Below are 24,542 nucleotides of genomic sequence, written 5' to 3' on the forward strand. Positions count from 1 at the left end.
CCACCGCCGGGAGACCCCGGCCGACGACCAGCGGGACGGACCCACCCCATGACCACCCTTGATCCCAAGGCCGACCTGCTCCGCTATCTGCGGTCCGCCCGGGAAGCACTGCTCTGGAAGCTCGACGGGCTCTCGGAGTACGACGCCCGGCGCCCCCTCACCCCGACCGGCACCAACCTGCTGGGGCTGGTGAAGCACGCGGCCGGGGTCGAACTGGGGTATCTCGGGGACACCTTCGGACGGCCCTCGGCCGAGCCGTTGCCGTGGCTCGCGGAGGGCGCCGAGGTCAACGCGGACATGTGGGCCGGCGCCGAGGAGTCGCGCGCGGACATCGTGGAGCTGTACCGGCGCGCCTGGGCGCACGCGGACGCGACGATCGAGGCGCTCCCGCTGGACACCGTCGGCCGGGTGCCCTGGTGGCCGAGCGGCCGGGACGAGATGACCCTGCACCACGCCGTCGTACGCGTCCTCGCCGACACCCAGCGGCACGCCGGGCACGCGGACATCGTCCGGGAACTGGTGGACGGCGCGACCGGGATGGACCGGGAGAACACCAGCATGCCGTCGGACGACCCCGTCTGGTGGGTGGTGCACCGGGCACGCGTGGAGCGCGCGGCGCGGGACGCGTGACCCGTCGCGTACCGGCCCGCCCGGCGTTTGCCAGAATGGCAGCGGCCCGCAGGTGAGGGCCGCCGCCGAAGTGTGAGGAACGAGCAGCATGACCGACCTGGCCCCCACGCCGCAGCAGATGGAGATCGCCCGCGAGCTCCAGGTGCCCGAGTCCTTCGACGCGGAGCGGGAGATCGAGCGCCGGACCGCCTTCCTCGCCGAGCGCCTGACCTCCACGGGCCTGCGTTCCCTGGTGCTCGGGATCAGCGGCGGGGTGGACTCGACCACGGCGGGCCGCCTGTGCCAGCTCGCCGTCGAGCGGGCCCGCGCGGCCGGCCACGAGGCGACCTTCTACGCGATGCGGCTGCCGTACGGCGTCCAGGCCGACGAGGCCGACGCCCAGCTCGCGCTCGGCTTCATCCGCCCCGACCGCACCCTGACCGTCGACATCCGCCCCGCGAGCGACGCCGCGCTGGACGCGGTCGTGGCCGGCGGCATCGACTTCCGCGACGCGCACCACCAGGACTTCGTGCAGGGCAACATCAAGGCCCGCCAGCGCATGATCGCCCAGTACGCGGTGGCCGGCGCCCAGGACGGCCTGGTCGTCGGCACCGACCACGCGGCGGAGGCGGTCTCCGGCTTCTTCACCAAGTACGGCGACGGCGCGGCCGACGTCGTCCCCCTCACCGGCCTCACCAAGCGCCGGGTCCGCGCGGTGGCCGAGGCCCTCGGCGCCCCCGCCGAGCTGATCTGGAAGACCCCCACCGCCGACCTCGAGACCCTCGACCCCGGCAAGGCCGACGAGACCGCCCTCGGCGTCACCTACGACGACATCGACGACCTCCTGGAAGGCAAGCCGGTCTCCGACCCCGCCTACACCACGATCGTCACCCGCTACCGGCACACCGAACACAAGCGGCAGCTCCCGCTGGCTCCCTAGGCCGTGTCCGGAAAGTCCCGCCTGGCCAAGGCCACTCCCGCTCAACTGGCCTTGGCCGCAGGGACGTCGGACCGCCTAGGGTCTGCGCATGCGCATCCGAATCGTCGACGCCTTCGCCGACCGCCCCTTCACCGGGAACCCCGCCGGGGTCCTGCTCCTGGACGACCCGTTCCCGGACGACGACTGGCTCCAGCGGGTGGCCGCCGAGGTCAACCACTCCGAGACGGCCTTCGCCCACCGGCTGCCCGAGGGCGGGGAAGCGGACTGGGCGCTGCGGTGGTTCACCCCGGTCACGGAGGTGGCGATGTGCGGGCACGCCACGCTGGCCACCGCGCACGTGCTGTACGCCACCGGCACCCATGAGGGCCTCGTACGGTTCGCCACCCGCAGCGGGGTCGTCATCGCGACGCCGCACGAGGACGGGGAGATCACGCTGGACTTCCCCACCGCCCCGCTGACCGAGGTCGCGGCCCCGGCGGGGCTCGCCGACGCGCTGGGCGCGGAGCCGGTGGCCGTGTTCGACACCGGGCCGGACGTCGGTGACCTGCTGGTGGAACTGGCCGACGAGAAGACCGTGCTGGAGCTGACCCCGGACCACCGGGAACTCGGCGGCTGCTCCAGCCGGGGCGTGATCGTGACCGCCCGCGCCGAGGACCCCACCCTGGGCTCGGACTACGTCTCCCGCTGCTTCTTCCCCAACGTCGGCATCGACGAGGACCCGGTGACCGGCAGCGCCCACACCGCGCTCGCCCCCTACTGGTCCGCCCGCCTGGACCGCGACGACCTCACCGGCCTCCAGGCGTCCCGCCGCACCGGCCTGATCCACACCGGCCTGCGCGGCACCCGAACCCTCCTCCGGGGCCGCGCGGTCACCGTCATCGACGGCGAACTCCTCGCCTAGTTCAGGGAGTCGGCAGCCAGCCCACCTTGCCCGCCAGCAGCGCGTACCCCACGAAGGCGCCGATGTCGAGCAAGGAGTGGGCGACGACCAGCGGGCCGACGCGGCCCCAGCGGCGGTAGAGCCAGACGAAGACCACGCCCATCACCAGGTTGCCGATGAAGCCGCCGATGCCCTGGTAGAGGTGGTACGAGCCCCGCAGGACCGCGCTGGCCACCAGCGCGGTCCCCGGGCTCCAGCCCAACTGGCCCAGCCTGCGCAGCAGATAGCCGACGACGATGACCTCTTCGAGCACCGCGTTCTGCACCGCGGACAGCACCAGCACCGGGTACTTCCACCACACGTCGGGCAGCGCCTCGGGCACCACGGTGAGGTTGAAGCCGAGTCCGCGTGCCGCCAGGTAGAAGGCGATCCCGGTACTGCCGATCACGGCGGCGACGGCGGCACCCCGTGCCAGGTCGGACCAGGGCCGCCCCCGGTCGAAGCCGATCACGCGCAGGCTCTCGCCCTCCCGGCACAGCAGATACGCGACCAGCACCACCGGCACCAGCGCGGACGCGATCCCGAACAGCTGCCAGGCCAGGTCGAGCCAGGGCCGGCCGGGCGCGGCCGAGGCGTTGAGCGTGGCCGCCTGGTCCTTGAGCCCTCCGGGCTTGGTGACCGAGCCGATGAAGCTGATGAGCGCGGACACCCCGCTCGCCCCGAGCGAGAGCGCCAGCACGATCAGCGTCTCGTCCCGCAGCATCCGCCGGGAGGGCTGCTGCCATGCCATGGACTCGGCCACCGGTTCCGCCTCCACCCGCGTTCCGGGCGCCGGGCGGCTCGACCTGCCCCCGCGCGCCTGCGTTCGGGCAAAGGATCGCAGAAGGACCCGGCCCACCCGCGCACCGGGTGGCACACGGCACGGCCGCACGCGGAGACCCGCGTACGGCCGTGCCCGCGAAAGCGTCCTCAGCCCAGCGGCACCGGCTCCGGCAGCCCCACCGGCCAGGTGTGCACCGGTTCCCCGGCGTGCATCAGCTCGGCGTACCGGCGCGTCGTCGCGGCGAGCGCCTCCTGACGGCTGTGTCCCTTCTCCAGCGCCCGGTGGAAGGTGGCCGCCTGCCAAGAGGCGCCGTTGACCCGCTTGCGGCACCGCTCCTCGATGACCCCGAGGTAGAAGTCCCGGTCGGCCGCCTCGATCCCCCACGCGTCCAGCCCCGCGGCGGCCATGGGAAGCAGCTCGTCGCGGACCAGGGTGACCGCGTCGACCTCGGCCGTACCGCCGTAGCGGCCGCGCCGGGGCCAGGTGAAGCGGGCGTCGATGCCGTACCGGCAGGCCGCGTCGAAGTTGGCCTCGGCGGCCTCGAAGGGCAGCCGGGACCATACCGGGCGGGACTCCTCGGCGAGCGCGCGCACCAGCCCGTAGTAGAAGGCCGCGTTGGCGATCACGTCGGTGATGGTGGGCCCGGCGGGCAGCACCCGGTTCTCCACCCGGAGGTGGGGTACGCCGTCGGCGATGTCGTAGACGGGACGGTTCCAGCGGTACACCGTGCCGTTGTGCAGGACCAGTTCGGCCAGCTTGGGCACACCGCCGGCGTCGATGATCTCCAGCGGCTCCTCGTCGTCGCAGATCGGCAGCAGGGGCGCGAAGTAGCGCAGGTTCTCCTCGAACAGGTCGAGGGCGCCAGTGATCCACCGCTCGCCGAACCAGGTGCGCGGCCGCACGCCCTGGGCCTGGAGCTCGGGCGGGCGGGTGTCGGTGGCCTGGAGGAAGAGCGGCGGCCGGGACTCGCGCCACAGCTCGTGCCCGAACAGGAACGGCGAGTTGGCGCCGACCGCGATCTGCGCGGCCGAGGCCGCCTGCGCCGCGTTCCACACGTCGGCGAACCGGTCGGGCGTCACCTGGAGATGGAGCTGCACGGAGGTGCAGGCCGCCTCGGGGACGATGGAGCGCGACGTGCAGCGCAGATGCTCCACGCCCTCGATGTCGAGCCGGAAGTCCTCACCGCGCGCGGCCACGATCTGGTCGTTGAGGAGGGCGTACCGGTCCACCTCGGAGAGGTTGGACGAGACCAGGTCGTCCCGGCCGAGCGTGGGCAGGATGCCGGTCATCACGATTCCGGCGTCCACCTCGCCCGCCTTGCGGTCGGCGTAGGCGAGGGAGGTGCGCAGCTCCTCCGCGAGCCGGTCGAATACCCGGTCGCCCAGCCGATGTGGGGCTATGTTGACCTCCAGATTGAACATGGCGAGCTCGGTCTGGAAATCGCGGCTGGCGATCCGCTCCAGTACCTCGCCGTTCAGCATTCTCGGCATACCGTCGGGGCCGGCGAGATTCAATTCGATCTCCAGTCCCATCAGGTTCTTGGGACGGTCGAACCGTTTCTCGGCCAGCAGCCGCTCCAGTCCCGCCAGGCACTTCTGGAGCTTTTCGCGGTAGCGCTGGCGATCGGACAGGTCGAACGGGCCTGCCACGACCTTCTCCCCCATGGAAGTGTCCCTCCTCGGATGGGCGGCCCGAGGGTCCGGCCGCCGGGGCTCCCGGATCGGTTGGGATGATGCCCAGCGGAAGCGATCGATAACGCCGCATCCGGCCTCGCCGCCCATTATTCTGACGGAAGTGTCCTGCGGCACATTCACGAGGCATGCCGCATCACGCATCTTCGGGTGCCCTGATCGCCTCGTGAAAAACGCCGACGACAATCGGCCGACCGCGTGAGCCGGGTCCGGCGAGGTCAGCGGACACCCGCGGCCGGGAAATCGGGATGTTCAACACGTATCCGCGACCGGATATCGCCTTGCCCCAACCGGTGGAATCGGATAGCCGAAACAACCGGTGAACACGTGTCGTATAAACTTCGCCCACAGGGCCGAAGGATGGTGCCTCGGTACCGGTTTCTGACGCGTTCTTGCCGCATTCCCGGCCGTCGGTCGACGACCGGCTGATCTCCGTCGCACTCGCGTCCGCTCCGGACCTCCGCCGCCCCCGGCCCTCCACCTGTGAGCAGACAGTGCCGTCCGCCCCGCCCCACCCTCCTCGCGCCGCCGCGCCTGTCGAACGAGAGGCGACCCACCATGCCGCTGTACGTGCCCCCCGCGCCCGCGCCCGCACTGCACTCCGTCCTCACGGCCCTCGGTTCCCCCACCGCGGTCCGTGAGGCGCGCACCCCCACCCTGCGTGCCGCGCAGGGTCCGGTCACGCCCGAACTCCCGCTCGCCCTGCACGTGCTGGACCACATCACCCCCGAGGGCCTGTCCGCGACGCGACTGACGGGCTGGCGGTTCGTCATCCGGGCCGGCGACCGTCCGGTGGCGGCGGCCGACACCGTGCTCACCCCGGACGGCTGGGCCTTCTCGCACTTCTTCGAGGGCCCCTACGTCCCGTCCACCGAGCGCGCGCTCCAGCAGGCCGAGGCGCTGCTCCAGCCCTACCAGCCGCGCCTGCTGTCGGTGCCGGGTCTGTACATGCTCACCCTGTGGCTGCACGGCGACCCGACGGCCGACCCGGCCGAGGGCCACCCCGAGGCCACCGACCTCCTGGTGCCGCTCGCCCCGGCTCCGCCCGGCATCCGGGCCCACCGGCCCCACCGGGTCTCGGAGTTGCTGCCGGTGCTGACCCATCGTGCGACTCCCGTGCCCCTTCTCGGCTCACCCGCCTGACCGGACCCCTCGCGTACCCCGCTTCCCGGCGCGGAAGCGGGGTACGGGCTTTTCTCCGGGTACGCCGGATTCCTGCCCGGGACGCGCGCATTCCCGTGAGCCCCACACATTTCGCTCGTGCGAGTAATTGCCCGCTCCTACGAGCGAATAGCCGCTACTCCCCCAAGTGGACTAGCCCTTTCCGGTCACACCGAACCACCCAAAGGGACAGTGCGGTTGGATTGAACCGTCCGCGAGAGTGACGCGTCATGAACGAGTAAGGAGCGGTGCTGCGAAATCCCTGCGGAACGACGCCCAGCGGGCAACACTGGATTCCGACCGATGTTTCACCACGGGGGACGGACATGACCACGACAAAGCGAGAGATCCCGCCCATGTGCCAGCATCAACCGACCTGCCCGCCAGCCGAGTCCGCCGACCGCGAGTCGGCCCGTCTCGTGGCGCACCACCCGGAACAGGGGTGGAGTCTGCTGTGCAACGGCGTTCTGCTCTTCGAGGACACCGGTGAGCTGCTGCCCGACGGCCGGGTCATCGCCCCCCACCGCCCGCTCGGCGCGCTCATGACCGCCGCCTGAGCAGCGCCCGAGGCGGTCCCACGAGGCCGCCCGACGAACAGAGGGGCCGGACGCACACACGGTGCGCACCGGCCCCGACGCGCGTCCGGAGCCGGTGCAGGGGGCGCCGGCTGGTCGAATCGGCCGGACGGGGGTGGGATGGAACCAGGATGCGCGAGCGGTCCCTCCCCGAGGAGCGTGAAGTGATGTCCGGTTACGACGCCCCCTTGGCCAGCCGGGTGGTCGTCGGTGTGAGCGGCTCCCTGGGCAGCGTCACGGTCCTGCGCCGGGCCACCGCGCTCGCCCACCGGCTCGCGGCCGAGCTGTGGCCGGTACTGGCCTGGACGCCGCCCGGCGGCGATCCGACCGGCCGGCGCTCCCCCGTCGCTGACCCGCTGACCGGGGAGTGGCAGCGGCTGGCGGAACACCGGCTGACCTCCCTGCTCGACGACCTCTTCGGCGAGGTGGGCCCCGGCCTCCCGCTGCACGCGGTGATCGTGCGCGGCACCCCGGGCCGGGCGCTGCTGGCGGTCGCGGACCGCGAGGACGACCTGCTGGTGGTCGGCGCGGGCCGCCGGGGGCTGCGCCGGGCCTTCTCCGGCCGGGTCTCCCGGCAGTGCCTCGCCCACGCGCGCTGCCCTGTGCTCGCGGTGCCGCCCTCCCCGCTGGAGTCCGACCTCACGGCCGTGCACCGGCGCAACGCCTGGCACTGGCGCATGGACATCCGCGGCCTCTGACCTCCCGTGCGCCGGCCTCCCGAGCGCTGGGCTGCGGACCGCTCCCGCGCGAGGCAGCATGGACACCGTGCGGACGACCGCCCGACGATCTTCCCCGAGATGACGCTCGGTGTCCGCTCCCGGAGCCCCGACCCCCTCTCCCCCGGCGCCGTCCGCACACCGCGCCCCATGTCCACGCAGGCTCCGGGCCTTCACTTATCGGTGCGTCAGCAGCCTCCGTCGGCCCATTCTTAACGCAGGATTGACGCCTCCCCAGCCGCTAATCAATGGGGTGAGCATCACTCTCCGCATACGCTGGTCCGGCTGTCCGCGCGACCGCGGGCAGTGATCGTCAGGCAGCCGAGCCGCACCACCTGGAGCACGCCGATGGCCACGACCGAGCACCCTCCCAGCCGTCTGCGCGGCTGGATGCTGCAGGGGCTCTCCGACATGGGCAAGCGGGGTGGTCTGACCGGTCCGCACGCCGAGCCGAAACCCCCGCACCAGGGCCAGCGCTGGTGGCGGGTGATGTGCCTGACCGGTGTCGACTACTTCTCCACCCTCGGCTACCAGCCCGGCATCGCGGCCCTGGCGGCCGGTCTGCTCTCCCCGCTGGCGACCATCGTGCTGATCGTCGTCACCCTGGCGGGCGCCCTCCCGGTGTACCGGCGGGTGGCGCAGGAGAGCCCGCACGGGCAGGGCTCGATCGCCATGCTGGAGCGGCTGCTGTCCTTCTGGAAGGGCAAGCTGTTCGTGCTGACCCTGCTGGGGTTCGCGGCCACCGACTTCCTGATCACCATCACCCTCTCCGCCGCCGACGCCTCCACCCACCTGGTGGAGAACCCGCATCTGACCAGCACACTGGGCGGCCACCAGATGCTCATCACGCTGATCCTGGTGGCGCTGCTCGGCGCGGTCTTCCTCAAGGGCTTCCTGGAGGCCATGGGCGTCGCGGTCGCCCTGGTCGGCATCTACCTCGCGCTCAACGTCGTCGTGGTGATCACCGGTCTGTGGCACGTGCTGACCGCCGAGCACGTGGTCACCGACTGGGCCGACGCCCTGACGGTCCAGCACGGCAACGTCTTCGTGATGATCGGCGTGGCCCTGATCGTCTTCCCCAAGCTCGCCCTCGGCCTGTCCGGCTTCGAGACCGGGGTCGCCGTGATGCCGCACGTCCAGGGCGAGGACGGGGACACCGAGGAACGCCCGGCGGGCCGTATCCGGGACACCAAGAAGCTGCTCACCACCGCCGCCGTGATCATGAGCTGCTTCCTGATCACCACCAGCTTCATCACCACGCTGCTCATCCCGGCCGCCGAGTTCAAGCCCGGCGGCCAGGCCAACGGCCGCGCTCTCGCCTTCCTCGCCCACGAATACCTGGGCAACGCCTTCGGCACGGTGTACGACGTCTCGACCATCGCCATCCTGTGGTTCGCGGGCGCCTCCGCCATGGCCGGCCTGCTCAACCTGATGCCCCGCTACCTCCCCCGGTACGGCATGGCCCCGCACTGGGCCCGCGCGGTGCGGCCGATGGTCATCGTCTTCATCCTGATCGCCTTCCTGGTCACCTGGCTGTTCGACGCCAACGTGGACAAGCAGGGCGGTGCCTACGCGACCGGTGTGCTGGTGCTGATCAGCTCGGCCGCCATCGCGGTGACCATCGCCGCCCGCAAGGCCGGCCAGCGCGGCTGGACCATCGGCTTCGGCGTCATCTCCGCCGTGTTCCTGTACACCACGGTCGCCAACGTCATCGAGCGCCCGGACGGCGTGAAGATCGGCGCCTGCTTCATCGCGGGCATCATGCTGGTCTCGCTGCTCTCCCGGCTGGCCCGCTCCTTCGAGCTGCGGGTGACCAGCGTGGCGATGGACCCGATGGCGGAACGGTTCGTCCGGGACATGGCCAGCCGGAAGATCCGGTTCATCGCCAACGAGCCCGACAACCGCGACCGGGCCGAGTACCGCGACAAGATCGAGCAGATCCGTACCGACAACGACATGCCCGAGCAGGAGGACTTCGTCTTCGTCGAGGTCACGGTGGGCGACCCCTCGGAGTTCGAGACGTGTCTGACGGTGCGCGGCGAGGTGCTGCACAACCGCTACCGGGTGCTGACGGTGGAGTCCTCCTCCATCCCCAACGGTCTCGCCGCCCTGCTGCTGCACGTACGGGACCTGACCGGGCGTACGCCGCACATCTTCTTCGAGTGGACCGAGGGCAACCCGTTCGCCAACTTCCTGCGCTTCTTCCTCTTCGGCCAGGGCGAGGTCGCCCCGGTCACCCGCGAGGTGCTGCGCGAGGCGGAGCCGGACCGGGCCCGCCGCCCCCGCGTGCACACCGGTTGACCCGTCCGGAGCCCGCCCCGGTGCCCGGCCGCCGATCTCTCGATTTATGGTGACCAGCATGCAGTCCTACACGATCGGCCAGGCAGCCCGGCTCCTCGGCGTGAGCCCCGACACCGCCCGCCGCTGGGCCGACGCCGGCCGGATGGCCACCCACCGGGACGAGTCCGGGCGGCGGCTGATCGCCGGCCAGGACCTGGCCGCGTTCTCCGTCGAGCTGGCCCAGGGGGGCGGGACGGCAGAGGAGGAGACGTCGGTCACCTCCGTGCGCAACGCGTTCCCCGGCATCGTCACCGCCATCAAGCTCGGCGACGTGGCCGCCCAGGTGGAGATCCAGGCGGGGCCGCACCGGCTGGTCTCGCTGCTGACCCGCGAGGCGGTCGACGAACTCGGCCTTGAGGTCGGCATGGAGGCCACCGCGCGCGTGAAGTCGACCAACGTGCACATCGACCGCTACTGAGCGCGGGCGCCGGCGGCCCGTCAGCTCGCCGCGAGCGTCGCCCGGTCGGACGGGACGGGGGCAGCGGCGCCGAAGTGGTAGTCCCCGTCGACCCGGATACCGGTGATCCCGCTGATGTGCCGGGCGCCGCACCGGTCCTGCGGCAGCACCAGCTGCGGTCCGGCCGCGTCCAGCGGCGTCCCGTCGATCGTGACGGCGAGCAGTACGGGGGCGTCCGCGAAGTCCGGGTCGATCTCCGCCCAGCTCAGCACCGCCCGATGGCCGTCGGTGCCGGTAACGGAAATGAGAAATCTCAGCCGGTCCTTGCGCCGCACCGGATCGAATCCCGGTCCCGCGTCCGTCAGTACGTGATACAGCCGCCCCCCGGGCACCTCTGGACAAACGCATATGCCAGCCTCCGATAACAACTACGCGGCTCATGCGACATGACTCCTGACTTACGTCTGGCAAATGCGGCAGTATCATCGGCCTCGTGGCCGATCCCCGGCCCCCTGGAAGGGCGCGAGCGCGTTGTTCCGCCGAGACGAGGAGTGGAAAACCGTGATGACCCGTTCCGCACGCCGGACCCGCCGGATGCTGCCGCTGGCCGGTGTGGGAGTCGCCGCCCTGCTGGCCCTCAGCGCCTGCTCCAGCTCCGACGGATCGACGCCCGCCAAGGCCGACAGCTCCGGCTCCGCCTCCCCCAAGCTGTCCGGCACGGTCACCGTGTTCGCGGCCGCCTCCCTCAAGGAGAGCTTCACGACGCTGGGCAGGCAGTTCGAGCAGCAGCACCCCGGCACCAAGGTCGCCTTCAACTTCGGTGGCAGTGACACCCTCGCCGCCAGCATCACCAGCGGCGCCCCGGCCGACGTGTTCGCCGCCGCCAGCCCCAAGACCATGGCGATCGTCACCGACAAGAAGGACACGGCGAGCGCCCCGTCGACCTTCGCCCGCAACCAGCTCGAGATCGCCACCCTGCCGGGCAACCCCGACAAGGTCGCCTCGCTGAAGGACCTGACCGACCCCGAGCTCAAGGTCGTCCTCTGCGACAAGACCGTGCCGTGCGGCGCGGCCGCGCAGAAGGTGCTCGACGCCGGCGGCATCAAGGTCACCCCGGTCTCCTACGAGCAGGACGTCAAGGCCGCCCTGAACAAGGTGGAGCTGAAGGAGGCCGACGCGTCCCTCGTCTACAAGACCGACGTGAAGTCCGCCGCCGGCAAGGTCCAGGGCGTGGAGTTCCCCGAGTCCAAGGACGCGATCAACGACTACCCGATCGCCCCGCTGAAGAACTCGAAGAACGCCGACGCGGCCGCCGCCTTCATCGCACTGGTCAAGTCCGCCGACGGCCAGAAGGTGCTGGCCCAGGCCGGCTTCCTCAAGCCGTGACCGAGTTGAAGCAGCCCGCCGCGGCCCGTCCCGGCAAGGGCGGGCCGCGGCGCCCGCGTGTCCGCGCCGCCCGCCGCGGCGTGCCGCTGCCGCTGCTGGTGCCGGGCCTGCTCGCCATGGCGTTCCTGCTGGTGCCGCTGCTCGCCCTGCTGGTCCGCGCCCCCTGGCGCAGCCTGCCGTCCCAGCTGGCCAGCACCGAGGTCTGGCAGGCGCTCCAGCTCTCCCTGATCAGCGCGACCGCGGCCACCGCCGTCGCCCTGGTGCTCGGCGTGCCGCTGGCCTGGCTGCTGGCCCGTACGGAGTTCCCCGGCCGGGGCCTGGTGCGGGCGCTGGTGACCCTGCCGCTGGTGCTGCCCCCGGTCGTCGGCGGTGTCGCGCTGCTGCTGGCCCTGGGCCGCAACGGCATCGTCGGCAAGTCGCTGGACGCCTGGTTCGGGATCACCCTGCCGTTCACCACCGCCGGTGTGGTCGTCGCGGAGGCGTTCGTCGCCATGCCGTTCCTCGTCATCAGCGTCGAGGGCACCCTGCGCGCGGCCGACCCGCGCTACGAGGAGGCGGCCACCACGCTCGGCGCGTCCCGCTTCACCGCGTTCCGCCGGGTGACCCTGCCGCTGATCGCGCCCGGCATCGCCGCCGGCGCCGTGCTGGCGTGGGCCCGCGCGCTCGGTGAGTTCGGGGCCACGATCACCTTCGCGGGCAACTTCCCGGGCCGTACCCAGACCATGCCGCTCGCGGTCTACCTCGCCCTCCAGAACGACCCGGAGGCCGCCATCGCCCTCAGCCTGATCCTTCTGGCCGTGTCCATCGCGGTACTGGCGGGCCTGCGGGACCGGTGGATGACGGGAGCGTGACGGTGCCGCGAGGATGGAAGACACCGACCACGCCGGCGCCGACGGAGGACGACCGCCCCATGACCGACATCGACGCGCCCCCCGCCCTGGCGAAGGCGGCGGACCAACAGGGTCTCGACGCCCGTCTCGTGGTCGACCGGGGCACCTTCCGGCTGGACGTGTCCCTGCGCGCGGCCCCCGGTGACGTCGTCGCGCTGCTCGGCCCGAACGGCGCGGGCAAGACCACCGCGCTGCGCGCCCTCGCGGGCCTCGTCCCGCTCGCCGAGGGTCATCTGCGGCTGGACGGCACCGCGCTGGAGCGCATCCCGCCGGAGAAGCGCCCGGTCGGTGTGGTCTTCCAGGACTATCTCCTCTTCCCGCATCTGACCGCGCTGGACAACGTGGCCTTCGGGCCGCGCTGCCACGGCACCGGCAAGGCCGAGGCCCGCGCCCAGGCCGCCACCTGGCTGGAGCGGATGGGCCTGGCCGACCACGCGGGCGCCAAGCCCCGCCGGCTGTCCGGCGGTCAGGCCCAGCGGGTCGCGCTGGCCAGGGCGCTTGCCACCCGGCCCCGGCTGCTGCTCCTGGACGAGCCGCTCGCCGCGCTGGACGCCCGTACCCGCCTGGAGGTCCGCTCGCAGCTCAGGCGGCATCTCACGGAGTTCGAGGCGGTCGCCGTCCTGGTGACGCACGATCCGCTGGACGCGATGGTGCTCGCGGACCGGCTGGTGGTGGTCGAGCACGGCCAGGTGGTGCAGGAGGGCATGCCCACCGAGATCGCCCGGCATCCCCGTACCGACTACATCGCCCAGCTGGTCGGCCTCAACCTCTACCGCGGCGAGGCGGACGGGCACGCGGTACGGCTGGAGGGCGGGCCGTCGATCACCACCACCGAGGAACTGTCGGGGCCCGTGTTCGTGGCGTTCCCGCCGGTGGCCGTCACCCTGTTCCGGGACCGGCCGACCGGGGCGAGCGCCCGCAATCTGTGGCGCTGCGAGGTGGCCGGTCTGGAGACGCACGGCGACCAGATCCGCGCCGACCTGACCGGGGAGATCCGGCTCGCCGCCGACCTCACCACGGCGGCCGCCGCCGAGCTGGACCTGCACACCGGCGCACCGGTCTGGGCGACCGTCAAGGCGACGCAGACCCACGCATACCCGGCATAGCACCGCTCAGCCACTACGGTGTGGCCCCATGAGCATGAGCATGCGCAACCAGCTTCCCGGCACCGTCACGGCGGTCCATCCCGGCGAGGTCATGGCGACGGTCAAGATCCGGCTGGCCGGCGGTCAGCAGCTGACCGCGGCCATCACCGAGGAGGCCACGAAGGAACTCCGGCTGGCCGAGGGCACCCCCGTGCACGCCCTGGTGAAGGCGACCGAGGTGTCCCTGGCCACCGAGCCGGTCGACCACATCTCGATCCGCAACCAGCTCGCGGGCACGATCAGCGAGATCACCATGGGCACGGCGATGGCCTCGGTGAAGGTCGCGGTGCCGGGCGCGGAGGTCACGTCGGCCATCACCCACGAGTCGGCGGCCGAACTGAAGCTGGCGGAGGGCGACTCCGTGGTGGCGCTGATCAAGTCCACCGAGGTCTCGCTGGCCACGGCCTGAGCGGACACGAGGAAGGCCCCCCGCCCGGACCAGGGCAGGGGGCCTTCTCCCTCATCTCCGCGCTCAGTCCTCGTACGCGTCCAGCGGCGGGCAGGAGCAGACCAGGTTGCGGTCGCCGAACGCCTGGTCGATACGGCGCACCGGCGGCCAGTACTTGTCGGCGGCCGAGACACCGGCCGGGAAGACGGCCTCCTCGCGGCTGTACGCGTGCGTCCAGTCGCCGCCCAGCGCGGCCGCGGTGTGCGGGGCGCCGCGCAGCGGGTTGTCCTCGGCCGGCCAGACACCGGAGGCGACCTTCTCGATCTCCGCGCGGATGGCGATCATCGCGTCGCAGAACCGGTCCAGCTCGCCCAGGTCCTCGGACTCGGTCGGCTCGATCATCAGCGTGCCGGCCACCGGGAAGGACATGGTCGGCGCGTGGAAGCCGTAGTCGATCAGGCGCTTGGCCACGTCGTCCACGCTGACGCCGGTCGCCTTGGTCAGCGGACGCAGGTCGATGATGCACTCGTGCGCGACCAGGCCGCCGGGGCCGGTGTAGAGCACCGGGAAGTGCGGCTCCAGGCGCTTGGCGATGTAGTTGGCGGAGAGCACGGCCACCTGGGTGGCGCGCTTGAGTCCCTCGCCGCCCATCAGGCGGACGTACGCCCAGGAGATGGGCAGGATGCCCGCGCTGCCCCAGGGCGCCGCCGAGATCGGGCCGACGCCCGTCTCCGGACCGGCCGCGGGCTGCATCGGGTGGTTGGGCAGGTACGGCGCCAGGTGGGCGCGCACGCCGACCGGGCCGACGCCGGGGCCGCCGCCGCCGTGCGGGATGCAGAACGTCTTGTGCAGGTTCAGGTGGGAGACGTCGCCGCCGAAGTGGCCCGGCTTGGCGAGGCCCACCAGGGCGTTGAGGTTGGCGCCGTCCACGTAGACCTGGCCGCCCGCGTCGTGCACCTGGGCGCAGATGTCGGCGACGTGCTCCTCGAAGACGCCGTGCGTCGACGGGTAGGTGATCATCAGCACGGACAGCTCGTCCCGGTGCTGCTCGATCTTGGCGCGCAGGTCCTCGACGTCGATCTCGCCGTCCCCGGCGGTCTTCACGACGACGACCTTCATGCCGGCCATGACCGCGCTCGCCGCGTTGGTGCCGTGCGCGGAGGACGGGATGAGGCAGACCGTGCGCTGCGCGTCGCCGTTGGCCCGGTGGTAGGCGCGTACGGCGAGGAGTCCGGCCAGCTCGCCCTGGGACCCGGCGTTGGGCTGGAGGGAGACCTTGTCGTACCCGGTGACCTCGGCGAGCCGGTCCTCCAGCTCGCGGATGAGGGTGAGGTAGCCCTCGGCCTGCTCGGCGGGGGCGAAGGGGTGCAGCGCGCCGAACTCGGGCCAGGTGACCGGCTCCATCTCGGTGGTCGCGTTCAGCTTCATGGTGCAGGAGCCGAGCGGGATCATGCCCCGGTCGAGTGCGTAGTCGCGGTCGGACAGCTTGCGCAGGTAGCGCAGCATGGCCGTCTCGGAGCGGTGCTCGTGGAAGACGGGGTGGGTCAGGTAGTCGTCGGTGCGCAGCAGCGCCTCGGGGAGCGTGTCCTCGGCCGACCCGTCGAGCGCCACGATGTCGCCCTCGACGCCGAAGGCGGCGAAGACGGCCTCGACCTGGGCGCGGTTGGTGGTCTCGTCGCAGGCCAGCGAGACGTGGTCGGCGTCGACGAGGCGCAGGTTGACCCCGCCCTCGCGGGCGGCGGCGACGACATCGGCGGCCCTGCCGGGCACGCGTGCGGTGAGCGTGTCGAAGTAGGCGCCGTGCACGATCTCGACACCGCCGGCGCGCAGGCCCCCGGCGAGGATCGTGGCGTAGCGGTGGGTGCGGCGGGCGATGGTGCGCAGGCCGTCGGGGCCGTGGTAGACGGCGTACATGCCGGCCATGACGGCGAGCAGCACCTGGGCGGTGCAGATGTTGCTGGTGGCCTTCTCGCGGCGGATGTGCTGCTCGCGGGTCTGGAGCGCGAGGCGGTAGGCGCGGTGCCCGTCGGCGTCGACGGACACGCCGACCAGGCGGCCGGGCAGGCTGCGGGCGAACTTCTCGTGCACCGCCATGTAGCCGGCGTGCGGCCCGCCGAAGCCCATGGGGACGCCGAAGCGCTGGGTGGTGCCGATGGCGATGTCCGCGCCCAGCTCGCCGGGCGAGGTGAGCAGGGTGAGCGCGAGCAGGTCGGCGGCGACGGTGACGAGGGCGCCGAGACCGTGCGCCTGCTCGACGACCGGCTTCAGGTCGCGCACGGCACCGGAGGCGCCGGGGTACTGGAGCAGGACGCCGGTGATGTCGCGCTCGGCGATGTCCGCCGGGATGCCGTCGCTCAGGTCGGCGACGACGACCTCGACACCGGCCGGCTCGGCACGGGTCTCGATGACGGCGATGGTCTGCGGCAGGGTGTCCGCGTCGACCAGGAAGAGGCCCTTCTTGTTCTTGCCCATGCGCCGGGACAGCGCCATCGCCTCGGCGGCGGCGGTCCCCTCGTCCAGCAGGGAGGCACCGGAGGTGGGCAGCCCGGTGAGGTCGGCGACCATGGTCTGGAAGTTCAGCAGGGCCTCCAGCCGGCCCTGGGAGATCTCCGGCTGGTACGGCGTGTAGGCCGTGTACCAGGCGGGGTTCTCCATGACGTTGCGCAGGATGACCGGCGGGGTGAAGGTGCCGTGGTAGCCCAGGCCGATCATGGAGCCGAGGACCTGGTTGTGGTCGGCGAGACCGCGCAGCTCGGCGATCACCTCGGCCTCGGTGCGGGCACCGGGCAGGTCGAGCGCGTCGGCGTTCTTGATCACGTCCGGCACCGCGGCGGCGGTCAGCTCGTCCAGGGAGCCGTAGCCGACCTGCGCGAGCATCTTGGCCTGCGCCTCCTGGTCGGGCCCGATGTGGCGCTGCTCGAAGGGGATGCCTGCTTCGAGTTCGGCGAGCGGAATGCGAGGGGCGGTCATGTGCGGAGGCCTCCTGGTCTGACGCGACCTGCGAGGGGCACCACGGCTCGGGTGCCCACCGGCCTCCCCCTCTGTCATCTCGTACCTGAGAGCTTCACCGGGGGTTTCGCGGACCCCGGCTTGCACCGTCGGTGAGGGCGGGAGCCGTGACGCCCGCCCTGCTTTCCAGAGTGACCTCGTCCGTGCGGTACGGGGGCCTGAGAGATTCCGGGGAGGAGTTGCTCCTTCGGCGCCTCCGAATGGCTCGGAGGACTCTCCCGCACGGGGTCAGCAGCCGACTTCAGCCTACCAGCGGGGTCCTGAGCGCGGCGTTCGAGTGGCCGCCCGGCTGATTCTGCTCTTTTGTAGTGCTTACGGATGAGTTGCGACCATGTGGAGGGAGAGGGATCGTGCAGATTGACATCGATCCGCGCAGCCTGATCGGCCGCAAGGCGTTCGACCGCGCCGGCACCAAGATCGGCACCATAGACGAGGTGTACCTCGACGACGCGACCGGAGTCCCGGAGTGGGCGGCGGTGCGCACCGGCCTCTTCTCCCGCGACGCGTTCGTCCCGCTGGAGCCCAGCGAACTGGTCGACGGCGCCCTCCGCGTCCCCTTCGAGCGCGCCCTCATCAGGGACGCCCCCGACTTCGGCGTGGGCCGCCATCTCTCCCCCGAGCAGGAACTCCAGCTCTACCACCACTACGGGCTCGACGTGGGCCCCTCCGCCAGGCCGACCCCGGACCGCGACTTCGGCAAGCTCGCGGGCACCGAGGAGTCCTGAGCCCCCTCTCATCCCCTCATACCCTCAGCCCCTCATCCCGTCCTCCGTCTCCCCTTCCACGGCCGCCTCCACCTGGGCCACCAGCGGGAGCGGGTCGGCCGGTTCCAGCCCGGCCTCGTCGGACCGGAACGTCCGTACCCGGCCCGGCGCGGAGAGCGGGGTCTCGAACCGCACGGTGACCCGCCCGAGTCCGCTGCCCTGCACCCACCCGTGCCCGTACTCCGGGTGCCGCACGTCCTGGCCCGCCCGCCACTCCGGCGCGGCGGGCTCGGGCCTCTCCGGGCCGAAGTCGGGGACGCCCTCCTCCGGTGTCTCCTCGGCCGGCTCCCCCGCCGCCTGGGCGAACAGGTCCTCCTGGGTGTAGTCGGCGAGCCCCGACACGCCGACGCCCAGCAGCCGCACCCCGCCCGTGGTGTCGACGGAGTCCAGCAGCCGCGCGGCCGCCTCCCGGATGACCGTGGGGTCGTCCGTGGGGCCCCGGAGCGTCTCGGAGCGGGTCAGGGTGGAGAAGTCGTACCGCCGCACCTTGAGGACGATGGTGCGCCCGGAGAGCCCGGCGCCGCGCAGCCGCCGTACACACCGGTCGGCGAGTCTGCGGACCTCCAGGCCGATGCGGAGCCGGTCGTGGATGTCGACGGCGTAGGTGTCCTCCACCGACACCGACTTGGCCTCGCGCTCGGCCACCACCGGCCGGTCGTCGCGGGCCAGCGCCATCGCGTACAGCGCGTGTCCGTGGGCCTTGCCGAGCAGCCGGACCAGTTCGTCCTCGCCCGCCTCGGACAGGTCCAGCACGGTGGTGATCCCGGCGCGCCGCAGGTGGTCGCCGGTGGCGGGGCCGACACCGGGCAGGGTGCGCACCGGCATCGGGGACAGCAGGGCGCGCTCGGTGCCGGGTTCGATGAGGACCAGGCCGTCGGGCTTGGCCCGCTCCGAGGCGATCTTGGCCAGCATCTTGGAGGCGGCGAGCCCCACCGAACCGGTCAGCCCCGTGACCGCCCGGATGTCGGCGCGCAGCCGGGCCCCGGCCTCCCGCGCCGACGCCTCGTCCCGGGCGGCGTCGCCGGCCTCCAGGTCCACGAACGCCTCGTCCAGGCTCAGCGGCTCCACCAGCGGGGACAACTGCCGCAGCAGCGCCATCACCTGGTCGCTGATCGACCGGTACAGCGCGAAACGCGGCGTGAGGTACGCGGCGTTCGGCGCGAGCCGCCGGGCCTGCGCGGTGGGCATCGCCGAGTGCACCCCGAACACCCGCGCCTCGTACGACGCGGTGGCCACCACTCCGCGCGGCCCGATCCCGCCCACCACCACGGCCTTGCCGCGCAGGCTCGGCTTGGACGCCTGCTCCACCGAGGCGAAGAAGGCGTCCATGTCGAGATGGAGGATGGTGGGCGCGTTTCTCACAGGTCCGATGCTGCACCACGCCACTGACAACGGCTCCCACGCGGGGACACCCTATGGAAAACGGTGCCGGCGGGTCTCAGACGGCCCGGTTGCGCCGCCGCGCCAGTTCGTCGGCCGGGTTGTGCCCGATCAGCGTCTCGCCGGTGTCGACGCGCTCGCCGTGCAGCTGGGACAGGGCGCTCTCCACGTCCCGCCAGACCACGCCGACGGCGATCCCGAAGATGCCCTGGCCGCCCTGGAGCAGCGCGTGGACCTCGTCCGGGGAGGTGCACTCGTAGACCATGGCGCCGTCGCTCATCAGGGTCATGCGCTCCAGGTCCTGGAACCCGCGCTCCCTGAGGTGCTGCACGGCGGAGCGGATGTTCTGGAGCGAGACCCCGGTGTCCAGGAACCGCTTGACGATCTTCAGCACGACCACGTCGCGGAAGCTGTACAGCCGCTGGGTGCCCGATCCGTGCGCGGGCCGCACACTGGGCTCGACCAGTCCCGTACGGGCCCAGTAGTCGAGCTGCCGGTAGGTGATCCCGGCGGCCGCACAGGCCGTGGGACCGCGGTATCCGATCTCCTCGGACGTCATGGCCGCCGCCCCTTCACCGTCAGGCACCACCGTCGGGCGCTGCGGAGCGTGATCGGCCACGCCGCCGAGCTGTGGGTGTCCCCCGCCCGGCCGAAACCGTGCGCTCGGGGGAAGGTACGGGCCGCTGTCCCCAAAACCGTGTCCGGGGGCACCCCCAGCCGTACCGTCGCCGCTCATCCTCACGCCGACCTCCGTCCTTGACCTGCCTTGTCGACGGTAGGCAGTCACCAGGGGCGCGTCAACGATCGCCACACTCGGCACGCCGAGTGATAATCACCCTGAGAGTGGTTTCTCGTGTCCCACCGCGGGGAAAGGCTAGCCGAATGCGCTCGCGGAGAGGCGTAGGACGCTCTCACGGGACGTTGGCATGTGCCCTCGCGCGGCGTCACTGGCTGCTGGTGCCGAAGTCCTCGGGCGAGATCTGGTCGAGGAACTCGCGGAACTTCTCCACCTCGTCCTCCTGCTCGTCCGGGATGGCGATGCCCGCGTCGTCGAGCACCCCGTCACTGCCGTAGATCGGCGTGCCGGTGCGCAGGGCGAGCGCTATGGCGTCGGACGGCCGCGCGCTCACCTCGACCCCGCTGGCGAACACCAGCTCCGCGTAGAAGACACCCTCTCGCAGATCGGTGATGCGTACTTCGGTCAGCTCCTGGCCGACCGCCTCCAGCACGTCCTTGAACAGGTCGTGCGTCAGCGGACGCGCGGGAGCCATGCCCTGCTGGGCGAAGGCGATCGCGGTCGCCTCCCCCGGCCCGATCCAGATGGGGAGGTAGCGGTCGCCTCCCACTTCGCGCAGGAGCACGATCGGTTGGTTGGAGGGCATTTCGACCCGGACACCTACGACATCGAGCTCGTTCACACAGCAACCCTAGGCCGTGCCCGGGACGTTTGGGTAGTCGGGCCGGGAACAGGTGGGCGATCCGGCGCAAGCCGACCGGGTCGGGGCACTCCGCCCGTCAGGGCAGCCGCACGCCGAGCGCGGCCTTCACGAGCGCCGAGTGCAGCTTCATGGTGAGCGCCGCCAGCTCCTTGGTACGAGTCTCCGCGAGCGTCCTGGTCTGCGGGTTGCGGTGCCGCTTCAGGGGGGCGACGACCTGGTCGACCAGGCCCGCCTCGCGCTCGGCGGCCGCCTTCATCACCCGCAGATGCCGGGGCTCGATGCCGAACCGGCCCAGTTCGGCCACCAGCGCGGCCACGGTGACGGCCTCGGCGTCGTACACGCCGTCCGCCAGGGGGGTCAGGAGCCCGTACGACTCCCACTCGCGAAGTTCGGCCTCGTCGATGTCGGCCGCGGCCAGCAGTTCGCCCCGGCCGATGCGGGCGACCGTGGACCGCTCGGCCTCCTCGGGTCCGGCGTCGCCGCTGCGCTGCCGGCCGACCACGGGCAGGGGGGCGGCCTCGCCCCGTTCCATGGCGTCCAGATGCTCCCGGATCACCTTGAGCGGCAGATAGTGGTCCCGCTGCATCCTGAGGACATGGCCGAGGCGCTCCACGTCACGGGGGCTGAACTTGCGGTACCCCGAGGGGGTCCGCTGCGGCTCGATGAGCCCCTCCGACTCCAGGAAGCGGATCTTGGAGATGGAGACTTCGGGGAACTCGTCGCGCAGCACGTTCAGCACCGTGCCGATGCTCATCAGCCCACTGTCCCTGGCGGCGGTACCGCTTCCGGCACCGCCGCTCGGTGTTTGAAGCATGGACCTTCCCTGGGGTTCCCCCGGACGGGCGCCCGGGGGTGGGTCAGACTCCTTGCCGGCTCGCGTAGAAGACCAGCCGGTACTTGCCGATCTGCACCTCGTCACCGTTGGCCAGCGCCACCTGGTCGATCCGCTCGCGGTTGACGTAGGTGCCGTTGAGGCTGCCGACGTCGGCCACCGTGAAGGAACCGTCGGGCGAGCGGCGGAACTCCACATGGCTGCGGGAGACCGTCACGTCGTCCAGGAAGATGTCGCTCTGCGGGTGACGCCCCGCCGTGGTCAGGTCGCTGTCCAGGAGGAAGCGGCTGCCGGAGTTCGGACCCCGGCGGACCACCAGCAGCGCCGAGCCGACGGGCAGCGCGTCGACCGCCGCCTGCGCCTCGGGCGACAGCATCGGCATCGCCGTCTGACCGGTGACCTCCGAGTCGTACGCCTCGATGCCCGAGATGGAGATCGTGGACGTGGTCTCCGACGGACGCTCCGGCGCCACACCGGGACGCAAGGGCGCGCCGCAGTGGGAGCAGAAACGGGCGTTCTCCGCGTTGCGGTTCCCGCACCTCGTACACACCAGGGCCGACATGGACGGAGCCTCCTGCCGCGACGGTTGCCCGAAACCTATGCCGCCGCCCTGGCCAGGGTCAACGGACGCCGCGCCCTGTCCCCCGGAAGTGCCACCGCCCGGACCAGCCACCTGGTCCCGGAACAGCGGACGCTGCCCTTCCTCGTCGGGCTGTGCGCGATGACGGGCCGTCGCGTTCTCGTTGCCCTCTCGCGCGCTCTTGCCGAACAACTTCCCAAACAACTTCACGGGCGATTCCCCTTGACCGAAACAGACCCGCCCGTGGGGCAGGACGAACCCAGAATGCCTACACCGACCGATCCGGACATCTTCACAACGTCCGTATCCACTCGACAGTTTCCACCACGCACCACCTCTTCGGTGCGGCGACCCCCCGCAACCTCATGCCCCCGCCCGACGCCGCGCATGCACCGCCGGTTCACCGCGAGGACGACCGAGCGTAGTCAGGCAGCTTCGCTTGCCGCAAGGCATCCACGACGATCTTGTCCGAGCGCTCCACACTCACCGTGGCCTGCTCCTTCTCCAAGCTCTGCACCACGCCTCCAGGGATGTTCAACGCCGGTTCGAGGTCCTGCGGCTTGCCGATGACCTTGAAACGATACGGGGCGTTGATCTTGTTCCCGTCGACCGCGACGCTACCGTCGGTGTCCGAGAAGTACGTGTTCGCCACCACGCGCACCCCGTTGACCTCCATCGCCTCGGCACCGGCCGCGCGCAGCTCCTGGATCGCGTCGAGCAGCATGTCGGACTCGACGGCTCCCTTCGGATCCTGGACGGTCATGGTGATGCCGGGACCGGTGGCGCCCACGGTGCCCGCGAGTATGCCGAGTTGGCGCTCCTTCTCGGCGGTCTGCTTGCGCGCCTCCGCTGCCTGGTCCGAGCTGCTCTGCAACTCCTGACGCTGCTTCTCCAGTCCCTGCTTCTCGTCCTCAAGACGCTGAGTACGGTCGTCCAGTTCATCGAGGATGCGGACCAGATCCTCCTGGCGGGCCCCGCGCAGCGCGCTGTCGCCGTCGCTGTTGGAGGCCACCTGCACGGCCAGGCCGAAACCGAGCCCGAACAGCAGCAGGGCCACGATGAGTTGGGCCCGGGTCAGCCGGGGCGGCCAGAGACCGTCGATCAGCCGCTGACGCCCGGTGAGCCGCGGCGGGGCCGGCTGCTCCGACACGGGCTCGTCGGCGGGGGCGGGCGCGGGCTCCGGGGCCGGCCGGGGCGTGGGGGCCTGCGGCGGCAGCTCCGCGGGGAGCTCCTTGCGCAGCCCGTTCTCCGGCCGCTCCTCCTGGTCGCTCTGGTCGCTCATCGCGCTCACGCCCGGAAGACGTGGCGCCGGATCGCCGCCGCGTTGGAGAAGATCCGGATGCCCAGGACCACGACGACACCGGTGGACAACTGCGCGCCCACGCCCAGCTCGTCGCCGAGGAACACGATCAGCGCGGCCACGACCACGTTGGACAGGAACGACACCACGAAGACCTTGTCGTCGAAGATGCCGTCGAGCATCGCCCGCAGCCCGCCGAACACGGCGTCCAGCGCCGCCACGACGGCGATGGGCAGATACGGCTCGACGACCGCCGGAACCTCGGGCCGGACCAATAGTCCGGCCACCACTCCCACGATGAGGCCCAGTACGGCGATCACGATGTGCCCTTCTCAGTCTTCTCGGCCTGCTCGGCGCTCGGCTGTGCTGTTCGTACGATCACACTCGGTGCGGCGGGCAACCGGACGTCGCCCTCCGCGGAGATGGCGGTGCGGATACCGAAGTTGTCCTGGAGCGCGTGCAGATACAGCCCGTCGGCGCTGTTCTGGAACGCCGTGCTCAGCTTCCGCCCGTCCCCCACCGCCAGCACCGTGTACGGCGGTACCAGCGGCCTGTTGTCGACCAGTATCGCGTCACCCGCGGCCCGGATCGCGGACAGGGCGGTCAGCCGCTGCCCGTTGATGGACACCGCCTCCGCGCCGGACGCCCACAGCCCGTTGACCACGCGCTGCATGTCCCGGTCGCGCACCCGCCCGGTGTCGGAGAAGCCGGCGGACTCACGAGGGTTGGTGCCGTCTCCCCCGGTGCTCGCCTCCTTGGCGTCGTTCACCACGAGCTTCACCCCGGGCCCGTGCACCGCGGTGGCGCCCGACAGCAGACTCACCAGGTCCGCCTTGCTGCCCCCGGTCTGCCTGAGCGCGGCCCGCTGCCGTGCGCCGACGTCCTCACGCAGCCGGTCGACGCCGCTCTCCAGCTTGTCGGCGGCGGCGGTCTCCCGGTCGATGCGGTCGATCAGCTCCTGGCGCTCCTTGGCCACCACGGGAGCCGTGACATGCGCCTGCGACGCCCCGACGGTCACCACGAGCGCCGCGAGCACGAGGCCGCCCGCGAGGCCCAGCTTGGCGCGGAGGGTCTTGGGCAGCCCGCCCTCACCCAGGGACTTCCGGCGCGCGGCGGCCTCGGCGTACCCGTCGTCGAGGCTGTGGTCCATCACGTTGGTGATCAACGACATGGAGGCGTCCGGACGCCTCGGCCGCGCGGGGCTGCTCCGAACGGGGGGTTGCTGCGGCATGCCGCACATCGTCGCATGCCGCGAGCGGTGCCTTCGAACGAGCCCCACAGGCCTGCCGGGCAGCAC

At 71.6% G+C, this 24,542-nt stretch carries 24 protein-coding genes, 1 pseudogene and 1 riboswitch; of the genes and pseudogenes, 13 read left to right on the forward strand and 12 right to left on the reverse strand.

Annotation, left to right across the window (positions count from 1 at the left end; translation table 11 throughout):
* The first annotated feature begins 48 nt into the window (after nucleotides 1–48).
* The 3 genes from D0Z67_RS03670 (at nucleotide 49) to D0Z67_RS03680 (ending at nucleotide 2,450) form a co-directional block, all read left to right on the forward strand.
* Nucleotides 49–630: a DinB family protein gene (locus tag D0Z67_RS03670; RefSeq protein ID WP_031181975.1), complete on the forward strand. Its 582-nt coding sequence runs from the start codon at nucleotides 49–51 to the stop codon at nucleotides 628–630.
* Nucleotides 631–718: 88 nt separating this feature from the next.
* Complete coding sequence (nadE, locus tag D0Z67_RS03675; protein ID WP_031181976.1) at nucleotides 719–1,549, forward strand: ammonia-dependent NAD(+) synthetase; 831 nt, start codon at nucleotides 719–721, stop codon at nucleotides 1,547–1,549.
* An 88-nt stretch (nucleotides 1,550–1,637) separates the two neighbouring features.
* Entirely contained in the window at nucleotides 1,638–2,450 is an 813-nt protein-coding gene (locus D0Z67_RS03680) for a PhzF family phenazine biosynthesis protein (RefSeq protein ID WP_031181977.1), read from the forward strand.
* A 1-nt stretch (nucleotide 2,451) separates the two neighbouring features.
* On the opposite strand, the gene D0Z67_RS03685 is transcribed toward D0Z67_RS03680, so the two are convergent.
* Together D0Z67_RS03685 and D0Z67_RS03690 are read right to left on the reverse strand one after the other, a co-directional pair.
* Entirely contained in the window at nucleotides 2,452–3,219 is a 768-nt protein-coding gene (locus D0Z67_RS03685; RefSeq protein WP_031181978.1) for a CPBP family intramembrane glutamic endopeptidase, read from the reverse strand.
* 179 nt (nucleotides 3,220–3,398) lie between these two features.
* Nucleotides 3,399–4,916, reverse strand: coding sequence for a glutamate-cysteine ligase family protein (locus D0Z67_RS03690; RefSeq protein ID WP_031181979.1), 1,518 nt, complete (start codon nucleotides 4,914–4,916; stop codon nucleotides 3,399–3,401).
* Nucleotides 4,917–5,501: 585 nt separating this feature from the next.
* On the opposite strand from D0Z67_RS03690, the gene D0Z67_RS03695 reads away from it, so the two are divergent.
* The 5 genes from D0Z67_RS03695 (at nucleotide 5,502) to D0Z67_RS03715 (ending at nucleotide 10,153) form a co-directional block, all read left to right on the forward strand.
* Nucleotides 5,502–6,086, forward strand: coding sequence for a hypothetical protein (locus D0Z67_RS03695; protein ID WP_031181980.1), 585 nt, complete (start codon nucleotides 5,502–5,504; stop codon nucleotides 6,084–6,086).
* A gap of 374 nt (nucleotides 6,087–6,460) precedes the next feature.
* Nucleotides 6,461–6,661, forward strand: a complete 201-nt coding sequence (locus D0Z67_RS03700; protein WP_030808771.1) for a DUF5999 family protein — start codon at nucleotides 6,461–6,463, stop codon at nucleotides 6,659–6,661.
* 185 nt (nucleotides 6,662–6,846) lie between these two features.
* Nucleotides 6,847–7,377 carry a universal stress protein gene (locus tag D0Z67_RS03705; RefSeq protein ID WP_031181981.1) on the forward strand — a complete coding sequence of 177 codons (531 nt, stop codon included), beginning with the start codon at nucleotides 6,847–6,849 and terminating at the stop codon, nucleotides 7,375–7,377.
* A 366-nt stretch (nucleotides 7,378–7,743) separates the two neighbouring features.
* Nucleotides 7,744–9,696, forward strand: coding sequence for an APC family permease (locus D0Z67_RS03710; protein ID WP_031181982.1), 1,953 nt, complete (start codon nucleotides 7,744–7,746; stop codon nucleotides 9,694–9,696).
* Between the two features lie 58 nt (nucleotides 9,697–9,754).
* Nucleotides 9,755–10,153 carry a TOBE domain-containing protein gene (locus tag D0Z67_RS03715; RefSeq protein WP_031181983.1) on the forward strand — a complete coding sequence of 133 codons (399 nt, stop codon included), beginning with the start codon at nucleotides 9,755–9,757 and terminating at the stop codon, nucleotides 10,151–10,153.
* 20 nt (nucleotides 10,154–10,173) lie between these two features.
* Here D0Z67_RS03715 and D0Z67_RS03720 read toward each other — a convergent pair.
* Nucleotides 10,174–10,518 (reverse strand): annotated as a pseudogene (locus tag D0Z67_RS03720) (hypothetical protein); the annotation flags it as partial.
* Nucleotides 10,519–10,696: 178 nt separating this feature from the next.
* On the opposite strand from D0Z67_RS03720, the gene modA reads away from it, so the two are divergent.
* The 4 genes from modA to D0Z67_RS03740 are packed head-to-tail and all read left to right on the forward strand — an operon-like array spanning nucleotide 10,697 to nucleotide 13,962.
* The gene (modA, locus tag D0Z67_RS03725) at nucleotides 10,697–11,518 is read left to right on the forward strand and encodes a molybdate ABC transporter substrate-binding protein (RefSeq protein WP_031181985.1); all 822 of its coding nucleotides are present in this window, start codon (nucleotides 10,697–10,699) and stop codon (nucleotides 11,516–11,518) included.
* Nucleotides 11,515–12,369: a molybdate ABC transporter permease subunit gene (gene modB / locus D0Z67_RS03730; RefSeq protein WP_031181986.1), complete on the forward strand. Its 855-nt coding sequence runs from the start codon at nucleotides 11,515–11,517 to the stop codon at nucleotides 12,367–12,369. The genes modA and modB overlap by 4 nt, the downstream gene beginning before the upstream one ends.
* Before the next feature lie 59 nt (nucleotides 12,370–12,428).
* Nucleotides 12,429–13,514 (forward strand): ABC transporter ATP-binding protein, encoded by a 1,086-nt coding sequence (locus D0Z67_RS03735; RefSeq protein WP_031181987.1) that lies wholly within the window; start codon nucleotides 12,429–12,431, stop codon nucleotides 13,512–13,514.
* A 28-nt stretch (nucleotides 13,515–13,542) separates the two neighbouring features.
* Nucleotides 13,543–13,962, forward strand: a complete 420-nt coding sequence (locus D0Z67_RS03740) for a TOBE domain-containing protein (RefSeq protein ID WP_031181988.1) — start codon at nucleotides 13,543–13,545, stop codon at nucleotides 13,960–13,962.
* Nucleotides 13,963–14,025: 63 nt separating this feature from the next.
* Here the strand turns inward: D0Z67_RS03740 and gcvP are convergent, their stop codons facing one another.
* Entirely contained in the window at nucleotides 14,026–16,911 is a 2,886-nt protein-coding gene (gene gcvP / locus D0Z67_RS03745; RefSeq protein ID WP_031181989.1) for an aminomethyl-transferring glycine dehydrogenase, read from the reverse strand.
* 175 nt (nucleotides 16,912–17,086) lie between these two features.
* Nucleotides 17,087–17,181, reverse strand: a riboswitch (glycine riboswitch).
* Between the two features lie 119 nt (nucleotides 17,182–17,300).
* On the opposite strand from gcvP, the gene D0Z67_RS03750 reads away from it, so the two are divergent.
* Complete coding sequence (locus tag D0Z67_RS03750; RefSeq protein WP_031181990.1) at nucleotides 17,301–17,675, forward strand: PRC-barrel domain-containing protein; 375 nt, start codon at nucleotides 17,301–17,303, stop codon at nucleotides 17,673–17,675.
* A gap of 24 nt (nucleotides 17,676–17,699) precedes the next feature.
* Here the strand turns inward: D0Z67_RS03750 and D0Z67_RS03755 are convergent, their stop codons facing one another.
* From D0Z67_RS03755 to D0Z67_RS03790, 8 genes are all read right to left on the reverse strand, one after another.
* The gene (locus tag D0Z67_RS03755; RefSeq protein ID WP_031181991.1) at nucleotides 17,700–19,076 is read right to left on the reverse strand and encodes a DNA polymerase IV; all 1,377 of its coding nucleotides are present in this window, start codon (nucleotides 19,074–19,076) and stop codon (nucleotides 17,700–17,702) included.
* A 76-nt stretch (nucleotides 19,077–19,152) separates the two neighbouring features.
* A complete protein-coding gene (locus D0Z67_RS03760; RefSeq protein ID WP_107059599.1) occupies nucleotides 19,153–19,836 on the reverse strand; it encodes a MerR family transcriptional regulator in 684 nt (227 codons plus the stop codon).
* A gap of 202 nt (nucleotides 19,837–20,038) precedes the next feature.
* Nucleotides 20,039–20,512 carry a bifunctional nuclease family protein gene (locus tag D0Z67_RS03765; RefSeq protein WP_004002801.1) on the reverse strand — a complete coding sequence of 158 codons (474 nt, stop codon included), beginning with the start codon at nucleotides 20,510–20,512 and terminating at the stop codon, nucleotides 20,039–20,041.
* A gap of 97 nt (nucleotides 20,513–20,609) precedes the next feature.
* Entirely contained in the window at nucleotides 20,610–21,347 is a 738-nt protein-coding gene (gene ftsR, locus D0Z67_RS03770; RefSeq protein WP_031181993.1) for a transcriptional regulator FtsR, read from the reverse strand.
* 43 nt (nucleotides 21,348–21,390) lie between these two features.
* Nucleotides 21,391–22,263 (reverse strand): FHA domain-containing protein, encoded by an 873-nt coding sequence (locus D0Z67_RS03775; RefSeq protein ID WP_078873408.1) that lies wholly within the window; start codon nucleotides 22,261–22,263, stop codon nucleotides 21,391–21,393.
* Nucleotides 22,264–22,345: 82 nt separating this feature from the next.
* Nucleotides 22,346–23,227, reverse strand: coding sequence for a DUF881 domain-containing protein (locus D0Z67_RS03780; RefSeq protein ID WP_031181995.1), 882 nt, complete (start codon nucleotides 23,225–23,227; stop codon nucleotides 22,346–22,348).
* Nucleotides 23,228–23,232: 5 nt separating this feature from the next.
* Nucleotides 23,233–23,565, reverse strand: coding sequence for a small basic family protein (locus D0Z67_RS03785; protein ID WP_031181996.1), 333 nt, complete (start codon nucleotides 23,563–23,565; stop codon nucleotides 23,233–23,235).
* Entirely contained in the window at nucleotides 23,562–24,485 is a 924-nt protein-coding gene (locus D0Z67_RS03790) for a DUF881 domain-containing protein (protein ID WP_107059600.1), read from the reverse strand. The genes D0Z67_RS03785 and D0Z67_RS03790 overlap by 4 nt, the downstream gene beginning before the upstream one ends.
* Nucleotides 24,486–24,542 lie beyond the last annotated feature (57 nt).

Origin of the sequence: Streptomyces seoulensis, from assembly GCF_004328625.1 — a bacterium.
GTDB classification, from domain to species: domain Bacteria; phylum Actinomycetota; class Actinomycetes; order Streptomycetales; family Streptomycetaceae; genus Streptomyces; species Streptomyces seoulensis.